General features: G+C 70.0%; 21 protein-coding genes. 10 read left to right on the forward strand and 11 right to left on the reverse strand.

Annotated elements, in window-relative coordinates; translation table 11 throughout:
* Positions 1-329: 329 nt before the first annotated feature.
* Complete coding sequence (locus tag DEJ04_RS11805; RefSeq protein WP_181437806.1) at positions 330-1355, reverse strand: LacI family DNA-binding transcriptional regulator; 1026 nt, start codon at positions 1353-1355, stop codon at positions 330-332.
* Positions 1356-1551: 196 nt separating this feature from the next.
* Here DEJ04_RS11805 and DEJ04_RS11810 point away from each other — a divergent pair, with 196 nt between their 5' ends.
* The 4 genes from DEJ04_RS11810 to DEJ04_RS11825 all read left to right on the forward strand — a co-directional run bounded on the left by DEJ04_RS11810 (position 1552) and on the right by DEJ04_RS11825 (position 6811).
* Positions 1552-2496, forward strand: coding sequence for a carbohydrate ABC transporter permease (locus tag DEJ04_RS11810; RefSeq protein WP_071404236.1), 945 nt, complete (start codon positions 1552-1554; stop codon positions 2494-2496).
* A complete protein-coding gene (locus tag DEJ04_RS11815; protein WP_027466151.1) occupies positions 2493-3464 on the forward strand; it encodes a carbohydrate ABC transporter permease in 972 nt (323 codons plus the stop codon). Before DEJ04_RS11810 ends, DEJ04_RS11815 begins: the two co-directional genes overlap by 4 nt.
* Before the next feature lie 95 nt (positions 3465-3559).
* On the forward strand, positions 3560-4894 hold the full coding sequence (locus tag DEJ04_RS11820) for a sugar ABC transporter substrate-binding protein (RefSeq protein ID WP_181242986.1): 1335 nt from the start codon (positions 3560-3562) through the stop codon (positions 4892-4894).
* Between the two features lie 87 nt (positions 4895-4981).
* Positions 4982-6811: a beta-galactosidase family protein gene (locus DEJ04_RS11825; protein WP_111047183.1), complete on the forward strand. Its 1830-nt coding sequence runs from the start codon at positions 4982-4984 to the stop codon at positions 6809-6811.
* Positions 6812-6941: 130 nt separating this feature from the next.
* Here the strand turns inward: DEJ04_RS11825 and DEJ04_RS11830 are convergent, their stop codons facing one another.
* Positions 6942-7247 carry a biopolymer transporter Tol gene (locus DEJ04_RS11830; RefSeq protein ID WP_111047184.1) on the reverse strand — a complete coding sequence of 102 codons (306 nt, stop codon included), beginning with the start codon at positions 7245-7247 and terminating at the stop codon, positions 6942-6944.
* Between the two features lie 44 nt (positions 7248-7291).
* Here DEJ04_RS11830 and DEJ04_RS11835 point away from each other — a divergent pair, with 44 nt between their 5' ends.
* Complete coding sequence (locus DEJ04_RS11835; protein WP_111032859.1) at positions 7292-8365, forward strand: spore photoproduct lyase family protein; 1074 nt, start codon at positions 7292-7294, stop codon at positions 8363-8365.
* Positions 8366-8380: 15 nt separating this feature from the next.
* On the opposite strand, the gene DEJ04_RS11840 is transcribed toward DEJ04_RS11835, so the two are convergent.
* The gene (locus tag DEJ04_RS11840; RefSeq protein WP_111047185.1) at positions 8381-9481 is read right to left on the reverse strand and encodes an SDR family oxidoreductase; all 1101 of its coding nucleotides are present in this window, start codon (positions 9479-9481) and stop codon (positions 8381-8383) included.
* A gap of 122 nt (positions 9482-9603) precedes the next feature.
* Between DEJ04_RS11840 and DEJ04_RS11845 the strand changes: the two genes are divergently transcribed.
* Together DEJ04_RS11845 and DEJ04_RS11850 are read left to right on the forward strand one after the other, a co-directional pair.
* The gene (locus DEJ04_RS11845; RefSeq protein WP_111047186.1) at positions 9604-10197 is read left to right on the forward strand and encodes a nucleotidyltransferase domain-containing protein; all 594 of its coding nucleotides are present in this window, start codon (positions 9604-9606) and stop codon (positions 10195-10197) included.
* Between the two features lie 11 nt (positions 10198-10208).
* A complete protein-coding gene (locus DEJ04_RS11850; protein ID WP_146248701.1) occupies positions 10209-10595 on the forward strand; it encodes a hypothetical protein in 387 nt (128 codons plus the stop codon).
* Between the two features lie 22 nt (positions 10596-10617).
* Here DEJ04_RS11850 and DEJ04_RS11855 read toward each other — a convergent pair whose 3' ends face one another.
* On the reverse strand, positions 10618-11016 hold the full coding sequence (locus DEJ04_RS11855; protein ID WP_111047188.1) for a DUF3253 domain-containing protein: 399 nt from the start codon (positions 11014-11016) through the stop codon (positions 10618-10620).
* 81 nt (positions 11017-11097) lie between these two features.
* Here DEJ04_RS11855 and DEJ04_RS11860 point away from each other — a divergent pair, with 81 nt between their 5' ends.
* Positions 11098-12438 carry an alpha-amylase family glycosyl hydrolase gene (locus DEJ04_RS11860; RefSeq protein WP_258371367.1) on the forward strand — a complete coding sequence of 447 codons (1341 nt, stop codon included), beginning with the start codon at positions 11098-11100 and terminating at the stop codon, positions 12436-12438.
* A 105-nt stretch (positions 12439-12543) separates the two neighbouring features.
* On the opposite strand, the gene mmsB is transcribed toward DEJ04_RS11860, so the two are convergent.
* The 3 genes from mmsB to chvE all read right to left on the reverse strand — a co-directional run bounded on the left by mmsB (position 12544) and on the right by chvE (position 16495).
* On the reverse strand, positions 12544-13725 hold the full coding sequence (gene mmsB, locus DEJ04_RS11865) for a multiple monosaccharide ABC transporter permease (RefSeq protein ID WP_027466160.1): 1182 nt from the start codon (positions 13723-13725) through the stop codon (positions 12544-12546).
* Complete coding sequence (mmsA, locus tag DEJ04_RS11870) at positions 13712-15265, reverse strand: multiple monosaccharide ABC transporter ATP-binding protein (protein WP_027466161.1); 1554 nt, start codon at positions 15263-15265, stop codon at positions 13712-13714. The genes mmsB and mmsA overlap by 14 nt, the downstream gene beginning before the upstream one ends.
* 102 nt (positions 15266-15367) lie before the next feature.
* A complete protein-coding gene (gene chvE, locus DEJ04_RS11875) occupies positions 15368-16495 on the reverse strand; it encodes a multiple monosaccharide ABC transporter substrate-binding protein (RefSeq protein WP_111047189.1) in 1128 nt (375 codons plus the stop codon).
* 179 nt (positions 16496-16674) lie between these two features.
* Here chvE and DEJ04_RS11880 point away from each other — a divergent pair, with 179 nt between their 5' ends.
* Positions 16675-17724 (forward strand): substrate-binding domain-containing protein, encoded by a 1050-nt coding sequence (locus tag DEJ04_RS11880; RefSeq protein WP_071404246.1) that lies wholly within the window; start codon positions 16675-16677, stop codon positions 17722-17724.
* Positions 17725-17976: 252 nt separating this feature from the next.
* On the opposite strand, the gene DEJ04_RS11885 is transcribed toward DEJ04_RS11880, so the two are convergent.
* The 4 genes from DEJ04_RS11885 to DEJ04_RS11900 form a co-directional block, all read right to left on the reverse strand.
* The gene (locus DEJ04_RS11885; RefSeq protein ID WP_027466164.1) at positions 17977-18930 is read right to left on the reverse strand and encodes a carbohydrate ABC transporter permease; all 954 of its coding nucleotides are present in this window, start codon (positions 18928-18930) and stop codon (positions 17977-17979) included.
* 4 nt (positions 18931-18934) lie between these two features.
* Positions 18935-19903 (reverse strand): carbohydrate ABC transporter permease, encoded by a 969-nt coding sequence (locus DEJ04_RS11890; RefSeq protein WP_111023502.1) that lies wholly within the window; start codon positions 19901-19903, stop codon positions 18935-18937.
* 69 nt (positions 19904-19972) lie between these two features.
* Positions 19973-21280, reverse strand: coding sequence for a sugar ABC transporter substrate-binding protein (locus DEJ04_RS11895; RefSeq protein WP_258367200.1), 1308 nt, complete (start codon positions 21278-21280; stop codon positions 19973-19975).
* A 5-nt stretch (positions 21281-21285) separates the two neighbouring features.
* Positions 21286-23361 carry a glycoside hydrolase family 127 protein gene (locus DEJ04_RS11900; protein ID WP_111047191.1) on the reverse strand — a complete coding sequence of 692 codons (2076 nt, stop codon included), beginning with the start codon at positions 23359-23361 and terminating at the stop codon, positions 21286-21288.
* A 164-nt stretch (positions 23362-23525) separates the two neighbouring features.
* On the opposite strand from DEJ04_RS11900, the gene DEJ04_RS11905 reads away from it, so the two are divergent.
* Entirely contained in the window at positions 23526-24524 is a 999-nt protein-coding gene (locus tag DEJ04_RS11905; RefSeq protein WP_111047192.1) for a LacI family DNA-binding transcriptional regulator, read from the forward strand.
* Positions 24525-25215: the final 691 nt, after the last annotated feature.

Here is a 25215-nt window from a genome sequence, read left to right on the forward strand (position 1 = left end):
GCCGTGGCGGCTGCGGGGGCAGGGCGGGCATGCCGGTCCGCGAAAGCGACAGTTTCCAGGCTTGCCGCGGCGTGCGATCCGCGAAAGCGACAGATTCCCGCGAATGGTTGGCGGCAGACTGTCGCTTTCGGGGGTGTGTCCCGCAGGCGGACGGGAGGCCCGTGGCGGGCTGGCAGCGCGCCTCCCGTCCGGGTTGTGGTCGCGAAAGCGACAGATGTGCGGCCGGCTACGCCGTCCTGTCCGCGTCAGCGACAGTTCTCCGCGGAAGGTTGGCGGCACAGTGTCGCTTTCGCGAACCGGCGGAGCGCGATAACCCGCGCCGCGCCGCGTCAGTGCGCCGGCGGCGCCGCCGTGCTCGCGCGCTCGACGAGCCGCACCGGCACCAGGTCGGCCGCGACGCTGACCCGCTCGCCGTCGATCTGGGCGAGCAGGTTCGCGACCGCTCGGCGGCCGACCTCGTCGAAGGACTGGTGCACGGTGGTGAGCGGCGGCCAGAACGAGTCGGACTCGGGGGAGTCGTCGAACCCCACCACGCTCAGCGACGACGGCACCGGGCGTCCGGACTCGTGTGCGGCGCGCAGGACACCGAGGGCGGTCTGGTCGTTCGCGGCGAACACCGCGGTGATCTCCGGGCGTGCGGCGATCTCGAGCCCGGCCTCGTAGCCGTGCTCGGTCGTCCAGCCGCCGCGGAACACCGGGGGGACCGGTCGACCGGCGCGTTCCAGGGTGTCCTGCCACGCGGCGAGGCGACGGGCTGCCGAGTACGACGACTCCGGACCGGCGACGTGCCAGACGGTCTCGTGCCCCAGGTCGAGCAGGTGCTGCGTGGCCTGCCGGGCACCGTCGGCCTGGTCGGTGTCGATCGCGGGGTGGTCGGTGCTGCCCGTGGAGTCGATGATGACCATGGGCACGCCGTCGGGCAGCACGACCTCGGCGGTGTCGATGATGTGCGACTCGATGATGATCACGACGCCGTCGACGGCCTGTTCGTGCAGGCGCGAGAACGCGGAACGGACGCCCGCTTCGGTGCGCGAGGCCATGGGCAGCAGGGTGATCGTGAAGTCGGCGACCCCGGCGGCGTCGGCGATCGCCTCGAGCGTGCGCATGTTGCCGAAGGACGCGAGCGTGAACATGATCACACCGATGGTGCGGAAGCGGCCGGAGCGCAGGGCACGGGCGGCACGGTTGGGCCGGTAGCCGAGGGACTCCATCGCGCGCTGGACGCGGTCGCGGGTCTCCGGGCTGACGTTGTCGAAGCCCCGGGCGACGCGCGAGACCGTCTGCATCGACACCCCGGCGGCGTCGGCCACGGCGGCCATCGAGGGGGCGCGGCGGGTGCCGGCGGGGGACTCCATCGTCACGCTGGCGCTCCTTCCGGATCGAGGGGCCGAGCGGTCGGCCTCCCCGGACGCTAGCGCATGTTGACGTTGCCATGCTATCGTCGCGTCGTTCGATGTTGACGTCAACATCGGTGACCGCCCGGACACCCTGATCCGGCCCGGGCCGAGCCGCCGACATCGACCACCCGAACGCAGCAGACGAAGGAGTCACATGAGCACGCTCGCAGCGCGCCCCGGTGAGGCAGCACCGCGCCCCACCGCCGAGCGCCCGGCCGGCCGCCGCCCCAAGCCGCGGGGACGGCTCACCGGATGGCTGTTCGTCGGCCCGTTCGTCGTCGTCCTGGTCCTGATGCTCATCGTGCCGATCGGCTACGCGCTCTGGCTCAGCCTGTTCCGCGACCAGCTCATCGGCGGCAACCAGTTCGTCTGGTTCGCCAACTACGTGCAGCTCTTCCAGGACGCCAAGTTCTGGTCCGGGTTCGGCCGGGTCGCGATCTTCCTGGTCGTCCAGGTGCCGATCATGCTCGGCCTCGCGCTCGTCGCCGCCCTGGCTCTGGACAGCGCCCGACTGTGGGGGACGAGCTTCTTCCGCATCGCGGTGTTCCTGCCCTACGCCGTCCCCGGTGTCGTCGCCGCCCTGATCTGGGGCTTCATCTACGGCAACCAGTTCGGTCTGACGGGCGCCGCGAACGACGCGCTCGGCATCGACCTGCTGCAGCCGTTCAGCCCGAGCTGGGTCCTGACGTCGATCGGCAACGTGGTCACGTGGGAGTTCCTCGGCTACAACATGCTGATCTTCTACGCCGCACTCCGCACCGTCCCCGGTGAGCTGTACGAGGCGGCCGAGCTCGACGGTGCCGGCCCGATGCGCACGGTCTTCTCGATCAAGCTCCCGGCGCTCCGCGGCCCGATGGTCATCGCCACGATCTTCTCGATCATCGGCAGCTTCCAGCTCTTCAACGAGCCGAACCTGCTCAAGACGCTCGCCCCGAACGTCATCGGCAGCGCCTTCACCCCGAACATGTACGCCTACTCGCTGTCCTTCAGCGGTCAGCAGTTCAACTACTCCGCCACGGTCGCGATCGTGATGGGCGTGATCACCGCGGTGATCGCCTACGTCGTCCAGGTCCGCGGCACCCGCGAGGAGAACCGATGAGCACCATCCAGCACCCCGCCGGGCCCGCAGCGGCCACGGTGACCGAGGCGACCACGACGCAACGTGCGCCGCGCACCCGCTCGATCCGCGCCTCCAGGCAGCTCCGCACTGCGGAAGGCGGACGCAAGCCGAAGCGTTCCGGCCTGCTGACCGCGGTCATGGTCGTCTTCGTCGTGTACTCGTTCGCGCCGCTGTTCTACCTGCTCGTGAACAGCACGAAGACGCAGGCGTCGCTGCTCTCCACGTTCGGTCTGTGGTTCGGCGGGGACTTCAACCTCTGGCAGAACATCGTCGACACGCTGACCTACAACGACGGCATCTTCCTGCAGTGGTTCGGCAACACGCTGCTCTACGTCGTCGTCGGTGCCGGCGGGGCCACCCTGCTCGCCACCGTCGCGGGCTACGGCATGGCGAAGTTCCAGTTCCCCGGTCGCCGCGCGGTCTTCGCCGTCGTCCTCGGTGCCATCGCGGTCCCCGGCACGGCCCTGGCGGTCCCGACGTTCCTGCTGTTCTCGCAGGTCGGCCTGACCAACACCCCGTGGGCGATCATCCTGCCCTCGCTGATCAGCCCGTTCGGCATGTACCTGATCTGGACCTACGCGGTCGACGCGATCCCGGCCGAACTGCTCGAGGCCGCCCGCATGGACGGCGCCGGTGAGTTCCGGATCTTCTTCACCATCGCGCTCCGCCTGCTCGCGCCCGGTGTCGTCACCGTCCTGCTGTTCGCGGTCGTCGCCACCTGGAACAACTACTTCCTGCCGCTCATCATGCTGAGCGACCCGAAGTGGTACCCGCTGACGGTCGGCCTGAACCAGTGGAACGCGCAGGCCACCGGGTCCGGCGCGCAGCCGATCTACAACCTCGTCGTCACGGGATCGCTCCTCACGATCATCCCGATCGTGGTCGCGTTCCTCTTCCTCCAGCGCTTCTGGCAGTCCGGCCTCGCGGCCGGGTCGGTCAAGGCCTGACCCCGCGGACACCAGGCGCACGGCGACCCCGCCGCGACGCCCGGTCCGGCACACAGCAGCACCACCCCCTCCACGAAGAAGTGAAAGGCACTCCCATGAACAAGCGTCTCCGGCGCGGGCTCAGCGCCCTCGCCATCGGCGTCACCGCCGCGATCGCCCTCGCCGCGTGCGCCTCAGGCGGCTCCGGCTCCGGCGGATCGGCCGACGACATCGACAAGGCCCTGCAGGACGGTGGCACCCTGACCTACTGGTCGTGGACCCCGTCGGCGAAGGCCCAGGTCGCCGCGTTCGAGAAGCAGTACCCCAAGGTGAAGGTCAAGCTCGTCAACGCCGGCACCGGTGCCGACCAGTACACGAAGCTGCAGAACACGATCAAGGCCGGCTCGGGCGCCCCCGACGTCGCCCAGGTCGAGTACTACGCCCTGCCGCAGTTCGCCCTGTCCGAGTCGCTGCTCGACCTGTCGAGCTACGGCTTCGACTCGCTCGAGAAGGACTTCGCGAAGAGCACCTGGAGCTCGGTGTCGATCGACGGCAAGGTCTACGGCCTGCCGCAGGACTCCGGCCCCATGGCGCTGTTCTACAACAAGAAGGTCTTCGACAAGCACGACATCGCCGTGCCGAAGACGTGGGACGAGTACGTCACCGCGGCCAAGAAGCTGCACGAGGCGGACCCGAAGGCCTACATCGCGGCGGACTCCGGCGACGCCGGCTTCACCACGAGCATGATCGCCCAGGCCGGTGGCACCCCCTTCACCACCGACGGTGACAAGGTGACCATCAACCTGCAGGACGAGGGCACCAAGAAGTGGACGAGCACCTGGAACGAGCTCGTCGAGCAGGGCCTGCTGTCGAAGACGGTCGGCTGGACCGACGACTGGTACAAGCAGCTCGGCAACGGTGAGATCGCCACGATGATCACCGGCGCCTGGATGCCCGGCAACCTGGAGTCCGGCGTCGCCCAGGCCTCGGGTGACTGGCGCGTCGCCCCGATGCCGACCTACGACGGCGGCACCGCCCAGACCGCGAACAACGGCGGCAGCGCCCAGGTCGTCATGAAGCAGTCGAAGAACCCGGCCCTCGCCGCGGGCTTCCTCAAGTGGCTGAACTCCTCGAAGGAGTCCACGAAGGTCTTCATGGAGTCCGGCGGCTTCCCGTCGACCACCGCTGACCTCGACTCGTCGGCGTTCCTCGACGAGAAGCCGGAGTACTTCGGCGGTCAGCAGATCAACAAGGTGCTCGTCGACGCGTCGAAGTCCTCGGACAACGACTTCACCTACCTGCCCTACCAGGTGTACGCGAACAGCGTCTACGCCGACACCGTCGGTCAGGCGTACGAGAACGGCACCTCGCTCGACGCCGGCCTCGAGGCCTGGCAGAAGGCCCTCGCCAAGTACGGCAAGGACCAGGGCTTCACGGTCTCGTCGAAGTAGTTCGACAGCATCCCCGCGGGGCCGTGCGGACACGTCCGCACGGCCCCGCTCCACGCCCGGCCCGGCCGGCAACGAAAGAAAGACACCATGCGCTTCGCCATCGGCGACACCGACTTCCTGCTCGACGGCGAGCCGCACCGGGTCCTCTCCGGCGCGATCCACTACTTCCGCGTCCACCCCGACCTGTGGGCCGACCGGATCCGCAAGGCGAAGCTGATGGGCCTCAACACCATCGAGACCTACGTCGCCTGGAACGCGCACGCGCCGTCGCCCGGGGTGTTCGACCTGTCGGGTGGCCTGGACCTCGGCCGCTTCCTCGACCTCGTCGCCGCCGAGGGCATGCACGCCATCGTCCGCCCCGGCCCCTACATCTGTGCCGAGTGGACGAACGGCGGTCTGCCGTACTGGTTGTTCGCGGACGGCTCCGTGGGCGTCCGGCGCAACGAGCCCGGGTTCCTCGCAGCGGTCGAGACGTACCTGCAGCACCTGGCCCCCGTGCTGGTCCCGCGGCAGATCGACCAGGGCGGGCCCATCGTCCTGGTGCAGGTCGAGAACGAGTACGGCGCCTACGGGTCCGACCCCGAATACCTGCGCGCACTCGAGCAGATGCACCGCGACATCGGGCTGACCGTCCCCTTCACGAGCGTCGACCAGCCGATGGGCACGATGCTCGAGGACGGCTCCCTGCCCTCGCTGCACAAGACCGGTTCGTTCGGCTCACGGTCCGCCGCCCGCCTCGAGCGCCTGCGGCAGGCACAGCCCACCGGGCCCCTGATGTGCTCGGAGTTCTGGGACGGCTGGTTCGACAGCTGGGGCGAGCACCACCACACCACGCCGGCGTCCGCCAGCGCGGAGGACCTCGACGTCCTGCTCGCGGCCGGCGGCTCGGTGAACATCTACATGTTCCACGGCGGCACGAACTTCGGCTTCACGAACGGCGCGAACGACAAGGGCGTCTACCGCCCGATCGCGACGTCGTACGACTACGACGCCCCGCTCGACGAGGCCGGCCGACCGACGGAGAAGTTCCACGCCTTCCGTGCGGTGATCGCGCGCTACGCGCCCGTCCCGCCGCTGCCCGCGACGATGGAGCCGGGTGGATCGGGTCGCCTCGGTCCCGTGGACGCGTCCGGCGACGGCCTGGAGGCCCGGATCACCCCCGCCACGGACCTCGCCGTCCGTCTGGACCGCGTCGCGTCGCTCCGTTCCCTGCTGCCCACGCTCACGGCGTGGTCCGCGCACGACGAGCCGCCGACCTTCGACGCCCTCGGAGCCGCGAGCGGCTTCGTCGCCTACCGCGCAGAGGTCGACCTGCCCGCCGGAGGGGTGCTGACCGTCGGCACCGAGGTGCGTGACCGAGCGATCGTGTCCGCCGACGGTGTCGTGGTCGGGGTCCTGGAGCGCGAGCACCACGACCGCGCCATCACCCTGCCGCCGGTGACCGGCACGCTCGAGCTCCTCGTCGAGGACCAGGGCCGCGTCGACTACGGCGTCCGCATCGGCGAGCCGAAGGGCCTGATCGGGGGCGTCTCGATCAACGGCGTCCCGGTGGCCCGGTGGACGGCGTCGCCGCTCGCCCTCAACCCCATCGCGCCGGCAGCCGTGACCGCGCTGTCCGAGGTCGCTCCGACCGGCGGCGACGTGCTCGCCGGGCCGACGTTCGCAGCTGGCTCGTTCGACCTCGACACCGTGGACGACCGGTACCTGTCGCTCGACGGGTTCCGGAAGGGTGTCGCCTGGGTCAACGGGTTCTGCCTCGGTCGGTACTGGTCGCGAGGCCCGCAGCAGACCCTGGCGATCCCGGGGCCGGTGCTCCGCCGCGGTCGCAACGAGCTCGTCGTGCTCGAACTGCACGCCGCCGCGTCCCGCACCGCGTGCCTGCTCGTCGAGCCGGACCTGGGTCACACCGAGGCCTAGTCACGCCGCCTGGTCGATTCGGGCGTACCTGGTCGAATCGGGCGTCCCTGTTCGAATCGGGCGTACCTGGTCGGAAGGTTCGACCAGGGACGCCCGATTCTGCTTTCCATCGCGGGCGTCATGGGAAGGATCAGTCGCGGTCGAGGGCGTCCAGGGCGGCGAGGGCCTGCTCGGCATCGGCGATCCGGTCGGCCTCGGGGCGCGTCCACCACTCGGGGCCGCGTTCGCCCAGCCCGTGCTTGGCCAGGCCGTTCCGGTGCCGCGCCGCCGCCAGGGCCTCGTCATCGCCCGCGCGCTTCGCGGTCTTCACAGCGTTGCGCCCGCGCCCCAGGTGGGAGCGGAGCGCGGCGGCGAGTTCCTCGGGCAGGGCGGGGTCGGTGCGGCGCCAGCGTCGGCCGTCCACGACGAAGAAGTGGTCGTCGGGTTCAGCGGTCATGGTCCGAGTCTGCACCGTCGGTGGTGCCGGGTAGACAGGAGCCGATGAGCCACGAACGCGTCCGCCCGATGCTCGACGTCCGACGCATCTACGCCGAGCCGGCCGCCCTCGAACTCCAGCGCGGGCAGGAGATCGTCGGGCGCTGGCCGGACGCCGAGATCGTCCCGGTCGAGTCGCACTGGAACATCCCCGAGGTGCACGGCGACGAACGGAACGTCCAGCGCTGGGTGCGGATCAAGACCGAGGCGCTCGTGCTCGGCGTGAAGAAGTCGTTGGTGACCCGGCCGAACGGTCGCTCCGCCGACTTCATCGCACCGTCCACCGCGAACGGCTGCGCGATGGCGTGCGCCTACTGCTACGTGCCGCGGCGCAAGGGCTACAGCAACCCCGTGACGGTGTTCGCGAACATCGACCAGATCACCAAGCACGTGGCGCGGAACATCGCCAAGCAGGGGCCGAAGACCGAACCGAACCAGTGCGACCCGGAAGCCTGGGTCTACGACATCGGCGAGAACAGCGACTGCTCGGTCGACGCGATGATCAGCGACAACGTCCGCGACCTCTGCGACCTGTTCCGGATGACCCCGACGGCCAAGGCCTCGTTCGCCACGAAGTACGTCAACCGCGACCTGCTCGACTGGGACCCGATGGGTCGGACCCGGATCCGTTTCTCGCTGATGCCGCACGAGACCGCGAAGGTCACCGACATCCGTACGAGCCCGATCGCCGAGCGCATCGCCGCGGTGAACGACTTCGTCGACGCCGGCTACGAGGTCCACCTGAACTTCTCGCCGGTCATCCTCACGCCGACGTGGGAGTCGGACTGGGCCGAGCTGCTCCGGCAGGTCGACGACGTGCTGTCCCCGGGCGCCAAGGCGCAGCTCGCGGCCGAGGTGATCTTCCTGACCCACAACCAGCCCCTGCACGAGGTCAACCTCGGGTGGCACCCCAAGGCCGAGGACCTGCTGTGGCGTCCGGACCTGCAGGAGCAGAAGGTGTCCCAGAACGGTGCCGTGAACGTGCGCTACCGGTCCGGCATGAAGGGGCAGCTCGTCGAGCGCTTCCGCGAACTCGTGGCCGAGCACCTGCCGTCCTGCCGGATCCGGTACGCCTTCTGACCGGCCCCCGACGGATCAGGGGATGAGGCGGTCGGCCCGGTACCGGGCGAACAGGTCCGCGAAGGCCTGCTCGGTCCGGCGGAACGCCGTGAACCCGGCGTCGCGGCTCTTCCCCATGTCGGTGACGACCTCCATCGCACGACCGAGGTCGGCGTCGGTGTGCCACCACGAGGCGAGCCGGGTGATGTCGGCCTCGGCGAGACCGTGGCGCTCGGCGATGCCGGCCCACTCGGACTCGTACGGCGCCATCTGCTCCTCGAGCGGTCGCGGAGCGTCCTCGTAGCCCACGACGCGCGCGGGGTCGACACCGAGGTGCGCGGCCAGGCGCGGCCACATCCAGCGCCACCGGAAGACGTCACCGTTGACGATGTTGAACGGCTCGTCCGCACCCTCGGGTGACGTCGAGGCCCACACCATCTGCTCGGCGAGGATGCCGGCGTCGGTCATGTCGGTCAGGCCGTTCCACTGGGCCTCGCTGCCCGGGAACACGAAGTCCAGGTCGAGTTCCTTCGCCAGCGTGGCCTGCACGGCGAGTGTGAGGCCCATGTTCATGGCGTTGCCGACCGCGTGCCCGATCACGGTGTGCGAGCGGTGCACGGACCAGGTGAACCCCTGGCGCTCGGCTGCGGTGAAGAGCTCGTCCTCTTGCGCGTAGTAGAAGTTCGGGGTGTCGAGGCGCGGCTCCTCCTCGTGAAAGGGGGTGTCGGGCATCTCGCCGGCGGCGTACGCCTCGAACGGGCCGAGGTAGTGCTTCAGGCCGGTGACGAGGGCGACGTGCTCGAGCGGAGCGTGCGACAGTGCGGCGAGCAGGTCGCGGACCATGCCGCCGTTCACGCGGATGTTCTCCGCCTCGGTGTCCTGCCGCTGCCAGGCGGTGAAGAAGACGTGGGTCGGGTGCTCGTCGGCGAGTGCGGCCGTCAGGCTCTCCGGGTCGCGCAGGTCGGCCGCGACGGTCCGGACGCCCTGTTCGGCGAGCGGTCGGCGGGAGAGTGCCGTCACGTCCCAGCCGAGGTCGAGCAGGTGGCGCACCAGGGCGGAACCGGTGATGCCACTGGCTCCGACGACCAGGGCTTCGCGGCGGGCAGGGGTCGGTTCGGTCGATCCGGTTGCAGTCATCCCTCGATGCAACCCACGTTGGGCGACACGTGTTCCCTCACCGCGTCCCGGCGACTGGCCTGTGTACACAAAGACGCACCACTTGTACCGTTGAGCGGTACACTCCTCGCGGAGGAACCAACATGCAACTCGTGCAACCACTCGCCACGCTGCTGGGAGCCACACAGGCCGACGCGCTCCGCGTCCTCGCCCGGACCGATTCCGGCATGACCGGACGACAGGTTGCGCGGGTCGCGGGCGCTCCGCAGCACACCGGCATCAAACGAGCGCTCGACAAGCTCGAGGCGGCAGGGCTCGTGCAGGTCGAGCGCGGTCTGCAGCACTCTGCTTACCGGGTCAACCGGGAACACCTGCTCTGGCCGGCGGTGGAACTCGGACTCGAAGCCAGCGACGAACTCGAACGCCGGATCGGCGCGTACGTCGCGTCGGCGCAGGCCGGGGTCCTCTCGGTCTCGATCTTCGGTTCAGTTGCCCGAGGCACCGCGACGCCGACGTCCGACCTGGACCTCCTCGTCGTCTTCGAGGAGACCGTCGACACGGACGTCGTCGTCCGCCTCGGTGACCTCGTCCGGCGGTGGACCGGCAACGAGTGCCAGGTCTTCGACGTGACCCGCGCTGATCTCCGTCGGTTCGTGGCCGAGGGAGACGCGCTCGTCGGGTCGTGGCGAGAAGAAGCCCGAACAGTCTTCGGCGAGGAGATCAGGACGTACATCTGATGGGTTCCCGCGTGCGCGCCGTCGACAGGGCCGCAGTCGCGATGCGCCGAGACGAAGCGGAGTCCTACCTCGAGGTCGCGCTCCTCTACGTCGAGTCGACGAGTCACGCGGACTGGAAGGCCGCCGGTGCGAACGCTGTGCTCGGCGGGATCGCGGCGTCGGACGCGATCTGCGGTGCGATCCTCGGCCACCACCATCTCGGCGACGACCACGCCGCCGCTCGACGGCTGCTCGACACGGCCTGCGCACCGGACACCCGACCCGGCCTGCACTTCAAGCGCCTGACCGATGAGAAGACGAACTTCCAGTACTCGACGTCACGTGTGACCCAGGAGAAGACACGGGCGCTGGTGACCGCGCTCGAACGGCTCATCCGAACGGTTCACGAGCACACCTGAAACAGGCCCGCCGCGACCCGGATCACCGCGGACGGCGGATGCGGATCGGGCCCTTGGCGGTCGACGGGTCGACGACGGACCCGCCCTGGGTGATCTCGACCTCGCCGCGCGCGACCATGCGCCGGGCGGCTCGACGTGCGGGCTCCATCAGCGGTCGCCAGTCGTCCGGGTCGAGTGAGCGTGCGACCTCGGACGGGCAGATGCTCGAGGTCCGCGCCCGTGCCGCGAGCAGTTCGTCGATGCGCTGCTCGAGGGCCCGGTCGGTGTCGTCGAGACCGCGTCGGCGGCAGGCTGCCGAACACCACTTCGCCTCCGGTGCCGCCGAGGACGGCATCCGTCGCCCGCACGAGGCGCAGGTCCGTTCGGCGTGTGCCGACTCCGATGCCGACGCGTCGGCTTCCGTCCTGATCGCCCGTCCCATGGCCCCATCCTCGTCCTGCTCGGCAGGGCGGCACACAGCGACCACGCACACGGTCCAGGTGCGCCTGGCAGCATCGGAGCGGTGAACCCCGACACCGCCCCCGCCCGTCCGTCCGAGCCGGCCTGGGTCCAGCACGTGATGTGGTGGCACGTCTACCCGCTCGGCTTCGTCGGCGCCGAGGTCCGCCCTGCGTCACCGGTGGGGGAGCGTCCGCTCGAACACCGCCTCGACCGCTTGACCGGGTGGCTCGACCACGTCGTCGACCTCGGTCTGAACGGCCTGCTGCTCGGCCCGGTGTTCGCGAGCTCCACCCACGGGTACGACACGGTCGACCACTTCCGCGTCGACCCGCGCCTGGGCGACGACTCCGACTTCGACGCCCTGGTCGCCGCAGCGCACGAGCGGGGCGTGCGGGTGCTGCTGGACGGGGTGTTCAACCACGTCGGCCGTGAGCACCCGGCGTTCCGTGCGTTGTCGGACCAGGGCCCGGAGGCGCCCACCGCCGACCTGTTCGCCATCGACTGGTCCGGGTGGCAGCCGGGGCAGCCCGTGCCCGTCGGACTGTTCGAGGGCCACGACATCCTCGTCGCGCTCGACCACGACAGCCGCGCTACGGAGGACCTCGTGGTGCAGGTCATGACGCACTGGCTGGACCGCGGGGTGGACGGCTGGCGACTCGACGCGGCGTACGCGGTGCCGCCGGCGTTCTGGGCGCGGGTGCTGCCGCGGGTGCGGGAGCGGTTCCCGGACGCCTGGTTCAGCGGCGAGGTGATCCACGGCGACGCGGCGGCGATCGCACGCGACTCGACGATGGACTCGTTGACCCAGTACGAGCTGTGGCAGGGGATCTGGCACGGCATCGCGGACCGCAACGGCCACGAGCTCGCGCACGCGATCGAGCGGCACGACGCGCTGCTGGCCACCTTCGCCCCGACGACGTTCGTCGGCAACCACGACGTCACCCGGATCGCGAGTGCGGTGGGGGAGCGGTTCGCCGGGCATGCCGCCGCGGTGCTGTTCACGGTGGCGGGGACCCCGGTGGTCTACGCGGGCGACGAGTACGGCTGGACCGGGGTGAAGGAGGAACGCGAGGGCGGCGACGACGCGGTCCGCCCGGAGTTCCCGGCCGAGGTGCCGGAGCCGACGGACCTGACCCACGCGTACGAGGCGCTCATCGCCCTGCGCCGTCGGAACCCGTGGCTGCACCGCGCGCACACCGACGTCGTGCACCTGACCAACACCGCCGTGGTGCTGCGGACCGCGACGGCGGACGCCGCCGTGGTGACCGCCCTGAACCTGTCGGACGACCCCGTCGAGGTGCCCGTGGCCGACGCGACGCAGGTCGAGGCGGGCGGGGCCGATCTCGGGGACGGGACCCTGCGCCTCCCGGCCGGGGGTTGGGCCGTCCTGTCGCGATCGTGAGCAGAAACGGTCGGGTCCCCATCGAGGACCCGACCGTTTCTGCTCACCAAGCGAACGCGCGAACACGCGAACACGCGCACGCGCGAACGCGCACGCGCGCGAACGCTACTTGCGCGCGGACGCCGCCCGGCGCTTGTTGAACACGTCGAACGCGACGGCGGCGAGCAGCACCAGACCCTTGATCAGGGACTGGAACTCGGTGCCGACCCCGAGGATCGACATGCCGTTGTTCAGCAGGCCGATGATCAGACCACCGACGATGGCTCCCGGCACGGTGCCGATGCCACCGGTGACGGCAGCGCCACCGATGAACACGGCGGCGATGGCGTCGAGCTCGAAGCCGTTGCCCGCGCCCGGTGCCGCCAGGTTGAGCTGGCCGGTGAAGACCACGCCCGCCAGGGCCGAGATGACACCCATGTTGACGAAGAGCAGGAACGTGACGCGCTTCGTCTTCACACCCGACAGCTGCGCGGCCAGGGCGTTGCCACCGATCGCGTAGATGTGGCGGCCGAACACCGCGCTCCGCATGACGACCGAGTAGATCACCACGAGGGCGCCGAGCACGACGAGCACGATCGGGGTGCCGTTGTAGCTGGCGAGCAGGAGCGCCACGTAGATCACGAGCACGGCGCCGAAGGCCGTCTTCACGATGAACCAGGCGAACGGCTCGCTCTCGAGCTGGTACTTGCGACGCGTGATGCGACCGCGGAACGCGGCGATCACCATGACGGCCGCGGCTGCGAAGCCGAGGATCATCGTGAGCGGCTCGTACCCGGTGGTGCCGAAGGACGGCAGGAAGCCGGAGCCGAGCGAGCGGAAGCCGGCGGGGAACGGCGAGATCTGCTGGTTCTGCAGCACGATCTGGGCCGCGCCGCGGAACGCGAGCATGCCCGCCAGCGTCACGATGAACGCCGGGATCCCGAAGTACGCGATCCAGAAGCCCTGCCAGGCGCCGACGAGTGCACCGACCACCAGGCAGAGCACGACCGCGATCGGCCACGGGATGTTCCACTGCGTGATCATCACGCCGGCCATCGCACCGGTGAAGGCGACCACCGACCCGACCGACAGGTCGATGTGGCCGGCGATGATGACCATGACCATGCCGATGGCCAGGATGAGGATGTAGCTGTTCTGGACGATCAGGTTCGAGACGTTGATCGGGGCCAGCGTGATGCCGTTCGTGGTCACCTGGAAGAAGATGACGATGACGATCAGCGCGATGAACAGGCCGATCTGTCGGAGCTGCCCGGTGAGGTAGCCGACGGCGGACTTAAGCGCGTTCATTGACAGGGGTCTCCCGTTCCTGGGTCATGTACTGCATGAGGACCTCGGGCGTCGCCTCGGCGCGCGGGACGTCGGCCGTGATGGTGCCCTCGGAGAGGGTGTAGATGCGGTCGCAGATGCCGAGCAGTTCGGGGAGCTCGGAGGAGATCACGATGACCGCCTTCCCCTGGTCGGCGAGCTGGTTGATGATCGTGTAGATCTCGTACTTCGCGCCGACGTCGATGCCACGGGTCGGCTCGTCGAGGATGAGCACGTCGGGGTCGGCGTACATCCACTTCGACAGGACGACCTTCTGCTGGTTCCCGCCGGAGAGCTTCCCCGTCACGACGTCGACGTTCGGCGCCTTGATGTTGAGGCTCTTGAGGAACTGGGTCGCGACGGTTGTCTCCTCCGAGGAGTTCACGAACCCCCAGTTGGCGAGCTTGCCGAGGGCCGACCCGGAGATGTTCCGCTTGATGTCGTCGATCAGGTTCAGGCCGTAGCGCTTGCGGTCCTCGGTGACGTAGGCGATGCCGTTGTCGATCGCCTGCGAGACGGTGTGCGTCTTGATCGGGGTGCCGCGCTTGTAGACGGTGCCGCTGATGCCGGTGCCGTAGGACTGGCCGAAGACGCTCATCGCGAGCTCCGTGCGGCCGGCGCCCATCAACCCGGCGATGCCGACGACCTCGCCGGCGCGGACGTTGAGGTTGGCCTGGTGGATGATCTCGCGCGACGAGTCGAGCTGGTGGTGGACGGTCCAGTCCTCGATCCGCAGCAGTTCCTCGCCGATGACGGGGTTCTCGCGCTCGGGGTACCGGTTCGACAGGTCACGGCCGACCATCCCGCGGATGATCCGGTCCTCGGACACGTCGTCGGCCCGCATGTCGAGCGTCTCGATGGTCTTGCCGTCGCGGATGATCGTGACCTTGTCCGCGATCGCCTTGATCTCGTTGAGCTTGTGGCTGATGATGATCGCCGTCATGCCCTCGGCCTGCAGCGAGCGGATGAGCTCGAGCAGGTGCGCGGAGTCGTCGTCGTTCAGCGCTGCGGTGGGCTCGTCGAGGATGAGGAGCTTCACCTCCTTCGAGAGCGCCTTCGCGATCTCGACGAGCTGCTGCTTGCCGACACCGAGGTCGACGACCTTGGTGACGGGGTTGTCCTTCAGCCCGACGCGCTTGAGCAGCTCGGCGGCCGTCAGGTTCGTCTTGTTCCAGTCGATGAAGCCGCCCTTGGACTGCTCGTTGCCGAGGAAGATGTTCTCGGCGATCGACAGGAAGGGGCTGAGCGCCAGCTCCTGGTGGATGATGACGACGCCCGCAGCCTCGGAGTCGTTGATGTTCGCGAACCGCACGGGTTCGCCGTCGAGCAGGATCTCGCCGTCGAAGGAGCCGGCCGGGTAGACACCCGACAGCACCTTCATGAGCGTCGACTTGCCCGCGCCGTTCTCGCCGCAGATCGCGTGGACCTGGCCGCGCTCGACCTCGATCGAGACACCCTGCAGGGCCTTGACGCCGGGGAACGTCTTGGTGATGTCCCGCATCTCGAGGATGGTGTCCGCCATGTGGACGCCTTTCCGTCGTGCGCGCGTGCGCGCGCTGGTGGAGACGGACTGGAGGCGCGGTGCGGGCTGGCACCGCGCCTCCGGTCCGTGAGATGGGCCTGACTACTTCAGGTCGGCTTCGGTGTAGTACCCGGAGTCCACGAGGACTTCCTTGTAGTTGTCCTTCGTGACGACCGTCGGCTGGAACAGGAAGGTCGGGACGACCTTGACCTTGTTGTCGTAGCTCTTCGTGTCGTTGACCTCGGGGTCCTTGCCGGTGAGCAGGTCCTCGGCCATGGTGACGGACTGCTTGGCGAGCTTGCGCGTGTCCTTGTAGATCGTCGAGTACTGCTGGCCGGCGATGATCGACTTGACCGAGGCGGCCTCGGCGTCCTGGCCCGTGACCGTCGGGAGCGGGCGGTCACTCGTGCCGTACCCGGCGCTCTGGAGCGCCGAGATGATGCCGATCGAGATGCCGTCGTACGGCGAGAGCACGCCGTCGAGCGTGGTGCCGCCCGAGTAGGACTTCGCGATCAGGTTCTGCATGCGGGCCTTGGCCGTGGCCGGGTCCCACTGCTGCGTCGCGGCCTGGGACAGCTTGTCCTGGCCGGACTGGATCTTCAGCGTGCCGTCCTCGAGGTACGGCTTGAGCGTCTTCATGGCGCCGTTGAAGAAGAACCCGGCGTTGTTGTCGTCGAGCGAGCCGGCGAAGACCTCGATGTTGAAGGGGCCCTTCTCGCCGGTCTTCTTGCCGTCGGCGTCGAGCACGCCCAGGCCGGTGAGCAGGCTGTTCGCCTGGTCGACGCCGACCTTCTCGTTGTCGAAGGACACGTAGTAGTCGACGTTCTTGTTGCCCGTCAGCAGGCGGTCGTACGAGATCACCTTGATGCCGGCCTTGGCGGCGGCGTCGAGCTGGTCGGAGAGCGCGCCGCCGTCGATCGACGCGATGATCAGGACCTTCGCGCCCTTGGTGATCATGTTGCTGACCTGCTGGGCCTGCTGCTGGACCTTGTTGTCGCCGTACTCGAGGTCGACCTTGTAGCCGGCCTTCTCGAGGTCGCTCTTGACGGCGTTGCCGTCCTTGATCCACCGCTCGGAGACCTTGGTGGGCATGGCGACGCCGACGAGGGCGCCCTTGTTGTCGCCGCTGCCGCCACCATCGGTGGACGCACGGCCGCCGGCCGAGCAAGCGGCCAGCGAGATCGCGATGCCGACGGCTGCGACGCCCGCGATGATCCTGCGCTTCATCATCGAAGTACCTCTGTTCCTTCGCGTCGTCCTCGACGCGGTCGGGTGCCGGGGCTGCTGTGCCCCGTGGGATGCGCTCGTGTGAGCGCTCACATCTTGTGGGTTCCGTGACGGGGTGTCAACTCAACACCGCCGTTTCGTGATCTTGCCGCGGCGACCGGACCGAGCGGTACGGTTGGCGCGTGAGCACCACGACCGCCCCCGAGGGCAGGGGCGGCAAGCGCCGGAAGGCCCCGACGATCTTCGACGTCGCCGAACGCGCCGGCGTGTCCCACCAGACCGTCTCCCGCGTGATCAACGGCGATCCGACCGTCCGCGAGCAGTTCCGGACGCAGGTCACCGACGCCGTCACCGAGCTCGGGTACCGGCCCCGCGCCGCCGCCCGGGCGCTCGCCGGTGGGCGGAGCAAGGCGCTCGGCATCATCACGGCCGGCGACGCGCTGTACGGCCCGTCGAGCACCTCGATCGGCTTCGAACGGGCGGCCCGCTCCGCCGGGTACCACGTGCTGCTGTCGACACTGCCCGAGGAACCGCGGCCGTCCGACCTGTCCGGGGCGCTCACCACGCTGCTCGCGCAGGACGTCGCCGCGATCGTGCTCGTCGCCGCCGACAACCGGGTGCTCGACGCCCTCGCCTCGCTCACCGTGCCGGTCACCGTGCCCGTCGTGGTGTCGAACGCCGTGCAGCGCGACGCCGTCCGGACCCCGGTCGCGCCGAGCGTCGCCGCCGTCGCCATCGACCAGGCGGCCGGCACCTCGCTCGTCATGCAGCACCTGTTCGACCGCGGACACCGTCGGATCGTGCACATCGCCGGGCCGCACGTGTCGCAGGAGTCCGAGGTGCGCCGGGCCACCTACGTGCGGATCATGCAGGACGCCGGGCTCGAACCGGTCGTGCTCGAGGGCGACTGGACCCCGGCGAGCGGCTTCGCGGCCGCCCGGCACATCGACGTGGGGACGGTCGACGCCGTCTTCGCGGGCAACGACCAGATGGCGCTCGGGGTGCTGCACGCCTTCGCCGACGAGGGGCTGCGGGTCCCCGACGACATCGCGGTCGTGGGGTTCGACGACGTCCCCGAGGCCGCGCACTTCACGCCGCCGCTGACCACCGTGCGGCAGGACTTCCGGGCGATGGGAGAGCGGGTGCTCGACACCGTGCGGGCCCTGGTCGAGGGGGAGCCCCGCGACGAGACGCTGCTCGCGCCCGAGCTGGTGGTGCGGCGAAGCACGTAGCGCCCCCTCGCACCGTGCGGCGGTGTGCGGGTGGTGCGAGGTTCTTCCGTGCGCGGGCCCGCGGCGCACGGTGCAGCGTTGTGCGGCCGGTGCGAGGTTGATCGCTCGGTGCGGCGCTACAGTCCCGCACCGAGCGGTCAACCCCGCACCGGCCGAGCGGCCGCGCACGGTGCGAGGCCGCGCACAACCCCGCACCGACCGAGGGGCCGCGCACGGTGCGAAGCCGTGCACGACCCCGAGCTGACCCGACCGTCAGCCCTTCAACGCCCCGGACGACAGCCCGGCGACGTAGAACCTCTGCAACCCGACGTACAGCGCGATGCACGGGATCATCGCCACCACCGACCCGGCGACGAGGTTGCCGTACGACACCTGCCCGTACGCGCCGGTCTGCAGGTTGAGCAGCGCGACCGGCAGCGTGTACAGCGAGTCCTTCGTCAGGAACGTCAGGGCTCCGAGGAACTCCGTCCACGACGCCAGGAACGCGTAGAGCGCCGCGGTCGCCGCCCCGGGCAGGAGCAGCGGGCGGAGCACCGACACGACGACCCGGAAGCGCGAGGCCCCGTCGACGAACGCCGAGTCCTCGAGCTCGGTGGGGATCGACTCGAACGCGTTCCGCATCACGAACACCCCGAACGGCAGGTTCACCGTCGTGTAGAACAGCACGAGCCCGAGCAGCGAGTTCGTCAGCCCCATGGCGTTCATCTCGAGGTACAGCGGCGTGAGGATGGCCTGGAACGGCACCATCATCGTCAGCAGCACCAGGCCGAACACGAGCCCGGCGCCCCGGAACCGGAAGCGTGCGAACCCGTAGCCGGCCATCGTCGCGATCACCGCGGTCAGCACCGCCGTGGCGATCGACACGATGAGCGAGTTCACGACGCCGGTGAGCAGGTGCGATGACGAGGCGAACACGGCGGCGAAGTTCTGCCACCCGAGCTGGAAGAACGTCGCCGGGTCGGGGGCCTGCGTGATGACGGCCTCGGACTGGAACGCCCGCAGGATCGACCAGATGAGCGGGACGCCGAACACGAGCGCCGAACCGATGCCGGCGATCGCGTACAGGGTGCGCTTGACAGTGGTGTCGCGGGGGTGCTGAACGCTGCCCTGCTGGTGGCGCCGACGTCGGCCGTCACCCGTGGTGGTCAGGGTCCTGGTGGACAGGTCCGGCGCCGCGAGGGCCGCACGGGAGGTCGTGGTGCTCATGGCGTCAGTCCTTCTCTCGCAGTGCCCAGAACTGGAACACCGTCACGGCGGCGATCACCACGACGAGGGCGATCGACTGGGCGGTCGCGGCCCCGAGCTGCAGGTTCACGAACCCGCGGTTGTAGATCGCGTTCACGATCGTCGTGGTCTCGGTGCCCGGCCCGCCCTGGGTCAGGATGTAGAACTGGTTGAACGCCAGCAGCGACCCGATCACCGAGATGATGACGCTCAGCGCGACGGTGGAGCGGATCATCGGGAACGTGATGAGGCGTTCGGTCTGCCACCAGGACGCCCCCTCGAGCTGCGCCGACTCGTAGACCTCGTCGGGGACGCCCTGCATCGCCGACATGAGCAGCACCATGGTCAGCCCGGACACGGCCCAGACCACGAGCACGCAGATGAGCAGCGTCGCCAGCGGGCCGTTCACGAGCCACGCGGTGCTGCCGTCGGTGATCCCGAGCCAGCGGAGCACCATGTTGACGGCCCCGGAGTTCGGCTGCGCCTCGAGCACGAGCATGAACGAGAGCGTCGTCAGCCCGACCACGTACGGCAGGAAGAACACCGTCCGCAGGATCGTGCTGCCACGGCGTCGTGCGCGGACGAGCACGGCGAGGAAGTACCCGAGCGCCAGGATCGGCAGGGTCACGATCGCCGTGTACAGCAGCGTGTAGCCGATCGCGTGCACGAACGTCGGGTCCTGGAACAGCGTCAGGTAGTTCTGCAGCCCGATGAACCGGTACGGGCCGATCAGGGGCCAGTTCGTGAACGAGATGTAGAGCGCGAACACGAGCGGCACGAGCACGAAGACGGCGACGAACAGGATCGCCGGGGCGACGAGGACGGCGCCGGTGCGCGGTGGGTGGGTGAGCGAGTTGCGGGTCCGGACGGCGCCGCCGCGCCCCGGGCCGCGGCCCACGGTGGGACGGCCCGGGCCGGTCCGGCCGGCGGGGCGCCGGGTGGAGATGGTCGACATGCGTGCACCTCTCTGTGCATCAACAAGAGCGAGACGAGCGGGACGAGCGGAGAAGACAGGCAGGCAGGCTCAGGCCTGCACCTGGTCGAGGATCCGCTGGTAGTCGGACTGCGCCGTCCGCATGGCGGCAGCGCTCCCCGACCCGAACACGGCCTCGCGGAACATCGCGAAGTACGGCGACGACGGCTGGTTGTTGAGCAGGTTGTACGCCAGCGTCTGCGGTGCGTAGCCCTTGTCGATGGCGTCGAGCGGCCCGTACGCCAGTGGGAACCGCTTGCGGTACTCCGGGGTGGCGGCGTCGGACCGCGTCGGGAAGTACCCGCCGTCCGGCAGCGCCTGCTGCTGCTGGAGGCCGTTCGCGTACTGCATGAACGCCCACCCACCGGACGGGTTCGCCGCCCCGTTCGGGATGCACATGTTGTCGCCGCCGTCGAAGAACGACCGCTGGCCGTCCCACGACGGGATGAGCACCGTCTGCATCTTCGCCCGCATCGCCTTGGTGGCCGCGGGCACGGTCGCCCCGTACGAGGTCGGGAAGATCCCCACCTTGCCGGCCCGGAAGTCGGCACCCCACGTGGTGCCGGCATCGGAGTACGTCGCCTTCGACAGCACGCCGTCCTTCCACAGCTGCCGGTAGAACTCGAGCATGCGTTCGAGGGCCTCGTTGCCGGTGATGTTCGCCCGCTGGGACCCCACCTCGCCGGTCATCATGTCGACCCCGGTCGCCCAGACGTGCGGCTGCGTGACGAAGCCGATGATGCCGGCGGCGTTGCCGGAGATCGACCAGCCGTACACGTCGTCGTCGAGCTTCCGGATGGCCTTCGCCGCGTCGAGCAGCGTGGACAGGTCCTTCGTCGACTCCTCGACGTCGAGGCCCGCACGCTCGAACAGCTCGGTGTTCACGAACAGCTGCGAGTTGTCGGCCAGGTAGGGCAGGCCGTAGTACCGGTCGCGGTACTCGAGCAGGCGCAGGTGCCCCGGCGAGATCGCGTCGAAGTAGTCCAGGTCCTTGACCACGTCGGTCAGGTCGGCGAACGCCTCGCGGAAGATGAACAGCTGCGAGTTGATGTCGTCGATGTCGACGACGTCCGGCGGCTCACCCCCGCGGATCGCGGTCGCGAGCTTGGTCACGTACTGCGCGTCCGGCACGGGCGTCAGCTGGACCTGCAGCGCCGGGTTCGCCTTGTTGAACCCGGCGACGGCCGACGTCAGGCCGGCCTGGGTCGCCGACCGGCACCACACCTGCACGGTGCCGGTCGCGTTCTTCCCGAAGCTCGCGGGCTTCGCGACGACCTTCGGCAGGGTGCCGGAGCACCCGGCCAGGGCGAGGGCTGCCCCGCCGGCGACGCCGCCGACGAGGAACGCTCGGCGGTCCACGCCGGTCACCGCGCCAGCGGGAGCCAGACGCGCATCGGCGCGGCTCCCCGGTTGGCCCACGCGTAGTACGGGACGGCGATCGCGGTGACGTCGCGACCGGCCTGGAGGCCCGTGGTGGCGCCCTGCGGACCGGCCACGTCGTCGACGCTGGTCGCGTCTCCGGCGTTATCCGCGCCTCTCCCCACGTGCTCGGCCGCCACGTCGCTCCGCAGGCTCCGCGACGCGTCGGAACCGGCACGCGTGGGCCCAGACCGGGTCGCGTCCAGCCGCTGGTACGGCCAGGCCGGCTGCACGTGCTCGGCCGGGGCGTGCCCCGGGACCCGCAGCGTGACGACGCCGTCGAGCAGGTCGTCGCGGCGCTCCTCCGTGATCGGCGCATCCGCATCGACCGTCAGGTCGTCGACCGTGAAGCCCTGCTGGTCCGCCTGCTCGACCGCGTACACGAGCGGGCCGCGCTCGATCGCGACCTGCCCGCGTGCTGCGTCGATGCGGGCGTCGGCGACGTAGCGGTGCGGCGTCGTGTCGAAGACGAGCTCGACCGTGTCGCCCGCCGACCACTCGCGGTCGACGACGTGCAGCGTCCCCGCCGTGGGGTTCGCGGACCCGTCCGGACCCGTGACGGTCGTGGTGTCCGACCAGGCCGGGATCCGCAGACCCAGGGCGAGCGGGCCGTCCTCGGTGACCGTGACGCGGACGCGGCCCTCGTGCGGGTAGTCGGTCTCGACCCGCACCGGACCGAGGTCGGCGGTGGCGTACTGGTGGACCTGCAGCCCGCCGTCGGTCGCGGTCGCCAGGTAGCCGTCGAGGCTCGCGAAGGTGCGCATGATGTTCGGCGGGCAGCAGGCACAGTCGAACCAGCCGCGGCGCCCGTGGGCGGGGGAGCGGTTCTCGTCCTGGTGGGCGTGGTCGCGCTGCTGCAGCGGGTTCACGTAGAAGTACTCGGTGCCGGCCAGGCTCACCCCGGCGAGGAACGCGTTGTAGAGCAGGCGCTCGATCGCGTCGGCGTAGACCGGCTTGCCGGAGGCGAGCAGCAGCCGCCAGGCCCACTGCACCCCGCCGATCGCCGCGCAGGTCTCGGCGTAGCCGCGGTCGGTCGGCAGCTCGTACGGGTCGCCGAACGCCTCCCAGTCCCAGCGCGCCCCGAGGCCGCCGGTGATGAAGGCCTTCGTCGCCATCATGTCCGCGAACTGCGTCTCGCTCGCGGTGAGGAGCTCGGTGTCCCCGGTCTCGATCGCGACGTCCACGGCACCCGCCGCCAGGTACACGGCGCGGACGGCGTGCCCCTCGACGGTCGTGGCCTGCCGGCTCGGTACCCGGTCGGAGAAGTACGTCGGCTCGCCGCCGGCGCGCTCGATGATGCCGTGCCCGCGGGCGTCGACGAACCAGTGCGCCAGGTCGAGGTAGTCACGGTTGCCGGTCTCGCGGTACAGCTCGACCAGGCCCATCTCGACGACGGGGTGGCCGTCGACGTCGCGCGTCTTCGGCGTGCCGTCCGGTGCGGTGCCGTCGCCGAACGTGCGGACCAGGTGGTCGGCGTTCTTGATCGCGACGTCGAGCAGACCGGTGTCGCCCGTCGCACGGTGCTGGGCCACGGCCGCCTGGTACAGGTGCCCGGCGCAGTACATCTCGTGGCTCCACTTGAGGTCCGTGTACCGCTCGCCCTTCCCGCGCACCTGCTGCACGGAGTCGAGGTACCCGTCGTCGGCCTGTGCCCGGGCGTACAGGGCGGTGACCTCGCGCTGCAGGTCGAGCAGGTCCTCGGCGGGGGCGCGGCCGTACTCCCAGGCCACGGCCTCGAGCCACTTCGTCACGTCGGAGTCCATGAAGATCGGGCCGACGGCCTCGCCCTCCTCGAGTCCGGCGGCGATGCGGAGGTTGCGGAAGTTGCCGGCCGTCTCGAGCTGCTGGTAGCCGCTGCGGACGGCGTCGCGGCCGTTGCGCTCCTGGCGGAGCGCCCAGAAGCCGCCGGTGATCCGGGCGTCGCCGGTCGGCAGCGGCCGGAGCGTCAGGCGGGCGTCGGCGGTCGGGAGGACCGGGGTCGCGGTGTGCGCGCCGCGATCGGTCGCGAGCGTGGTGGTCATGTCGCCTCCTTGCGATGTGACTGGCACCGTCCGGATGGAGCAGGCCATCCGGAAAACGGTTTCTGCGGGGGACGCTACGACACGGGACGCACGCCGCGCAAGAGCATTCCGGCGGTTTTGTGTAAGGTCATCGGCACGCCCTGATCGTCGGAAAGGTGGTTGCCGTGACGCTCGAACGCACCGGACAGCCGATCCGGATCACCGACGTGGCGGCGCTCGCCGGGGTGTCGATCGGCACCGCGTCGAAGGCGCTGAACGGCACCGGGCAGCTGCGGGACGCCACCCGGCTGCGGGTGAAGGAAGCCGCCGAGAAGCTCGGGTTCGTCGGCGATGCCCGGGCCCGCGCGCTGTCCTCGGGGCGGACCTACACCGTCGGCATGATCACCACCGACTCGTTCGGACGGTTCTCGATCCCGGTGCTGCTCGGTGCCGAGGACGCCCTGTCCGCCGGGCGAATGGCCGTCCTGCTGTGCGACACCCGCGACGACCACGTCCGTGAGGCCCACTACCTGCGCTCCCTGGCGGCCCGCGGCGTCGACGGCATCATCGTGACGGGTCGTTCCGCCGACGCCCGGCCCCCGATCGACGTGTCGATCCCCGTCGTCTACGCCTTCACACCCTCGACCGACGACGCCGACGTGTCGGTCACCCTGGACGACGCCGCCGGGTCGGCACTCGTCGCCTCGCACGTGCGCTCGCTCGGGCGACAGCGGGTCGCGATCGTGACGGGGCCGGCGCGACACCGGTCCGCGGCACGACGGGTCGCCGGTGCCTCGTCGGTCCTCGGGCCGCACCTGGTCACCGACCCGCTGTACGGCGAGTGGTCGGAGCGCTGGGGACGGCAGGCGGTCGACGTGCTCGCGCGGGAGTCGCCCGACGTCGACGCGATCGTCTGCGGCAGCGACCAGATCGCCCGGGGCGTGTGCGACCGGCTGCGGGAACTCGGGCGTTCGGTGCCTGGAGACGTCGCGGTCACGGGGTTCGACGACTGGGACGTGATGGCGCTCGCCTCGAGGCCGCCCCTGACCACCGTGGACCTGCGGCTCGAGGAGCTCGGGCGCGTCGCGGGGCAGGCGCTCCTCGCCCTGATCGACGGCGGGACGGCGTCGTCGGCGGCTGTCACCCCGTCGCTCGTCATCCGCGAGAGCACCGTCGGCGCGTAGGGCGCGCGGGGCTCGGGGCTCGCGAGGTCGCGCGAACTGCCGCGCGTCGTGCCGTCGGGCGGCAGTTCGTGCGACCTCGGCGGACCGGTTGCGGCGTGTCGTGCGACCTCGGCGGCGCTGGTGCTGTTGCTCGTGCTGTTGCTCGTGCTGGTGCTCGTCGTCGAGCGGTCACAACACCCCGTCTGCCGTGGTCGAGCGGTCACGACTCGTCGCTCGGCGCGCCTCCAGCCGACAGTTCGTGACCGCGCGGTGGGGAGGCAGCGGGGTGTCGTGACCGTCCCGAGCGCCGCCGTTCGGGGTGTCACGGGTCCGGGGTGTCGCGGTTCGGAGGATCGGCGCTCGCGGGTGTGGGGTGATCGGTGGTCAGGACTTGCGCGGGTGCGGGGTGGTCGGTGGTCGGGACGTGCGCGGGTGCGGGGCAGTGAGTGGTCGGGACATGCGCGGGTGCGGGGCAGTGAGTGGTCGGGACATGCGCGGGTGCGGGGCAGTGAGTGGTCGGGACGTGCGCGGGTGCAGGGTGGCTGGTGGTCGGGACTTGCGCGGGAGCGGTGTTGCGGTGGTCGCACGTCGTGGTCGACCTCGTGCGTCGCGCGGTCACGACCCGTCGCGCTTGGGACCTCGAGTGGTCAGGAACCGTCGGCTGCGTGTGCGCCGGACGACGGTTCGTGACCGGTCGGGGGAACTGAGCGGG

This window comes from Curtobacterium sp. MCLR17_044 (assembly GCF_003234435.1).
GTDB lineage: Bacteria > Actinomycetota > Actinomycetes > Actinomycetales > Microbacteriaceae > Curtobacterium > Curtobacterium flaccumfaciens.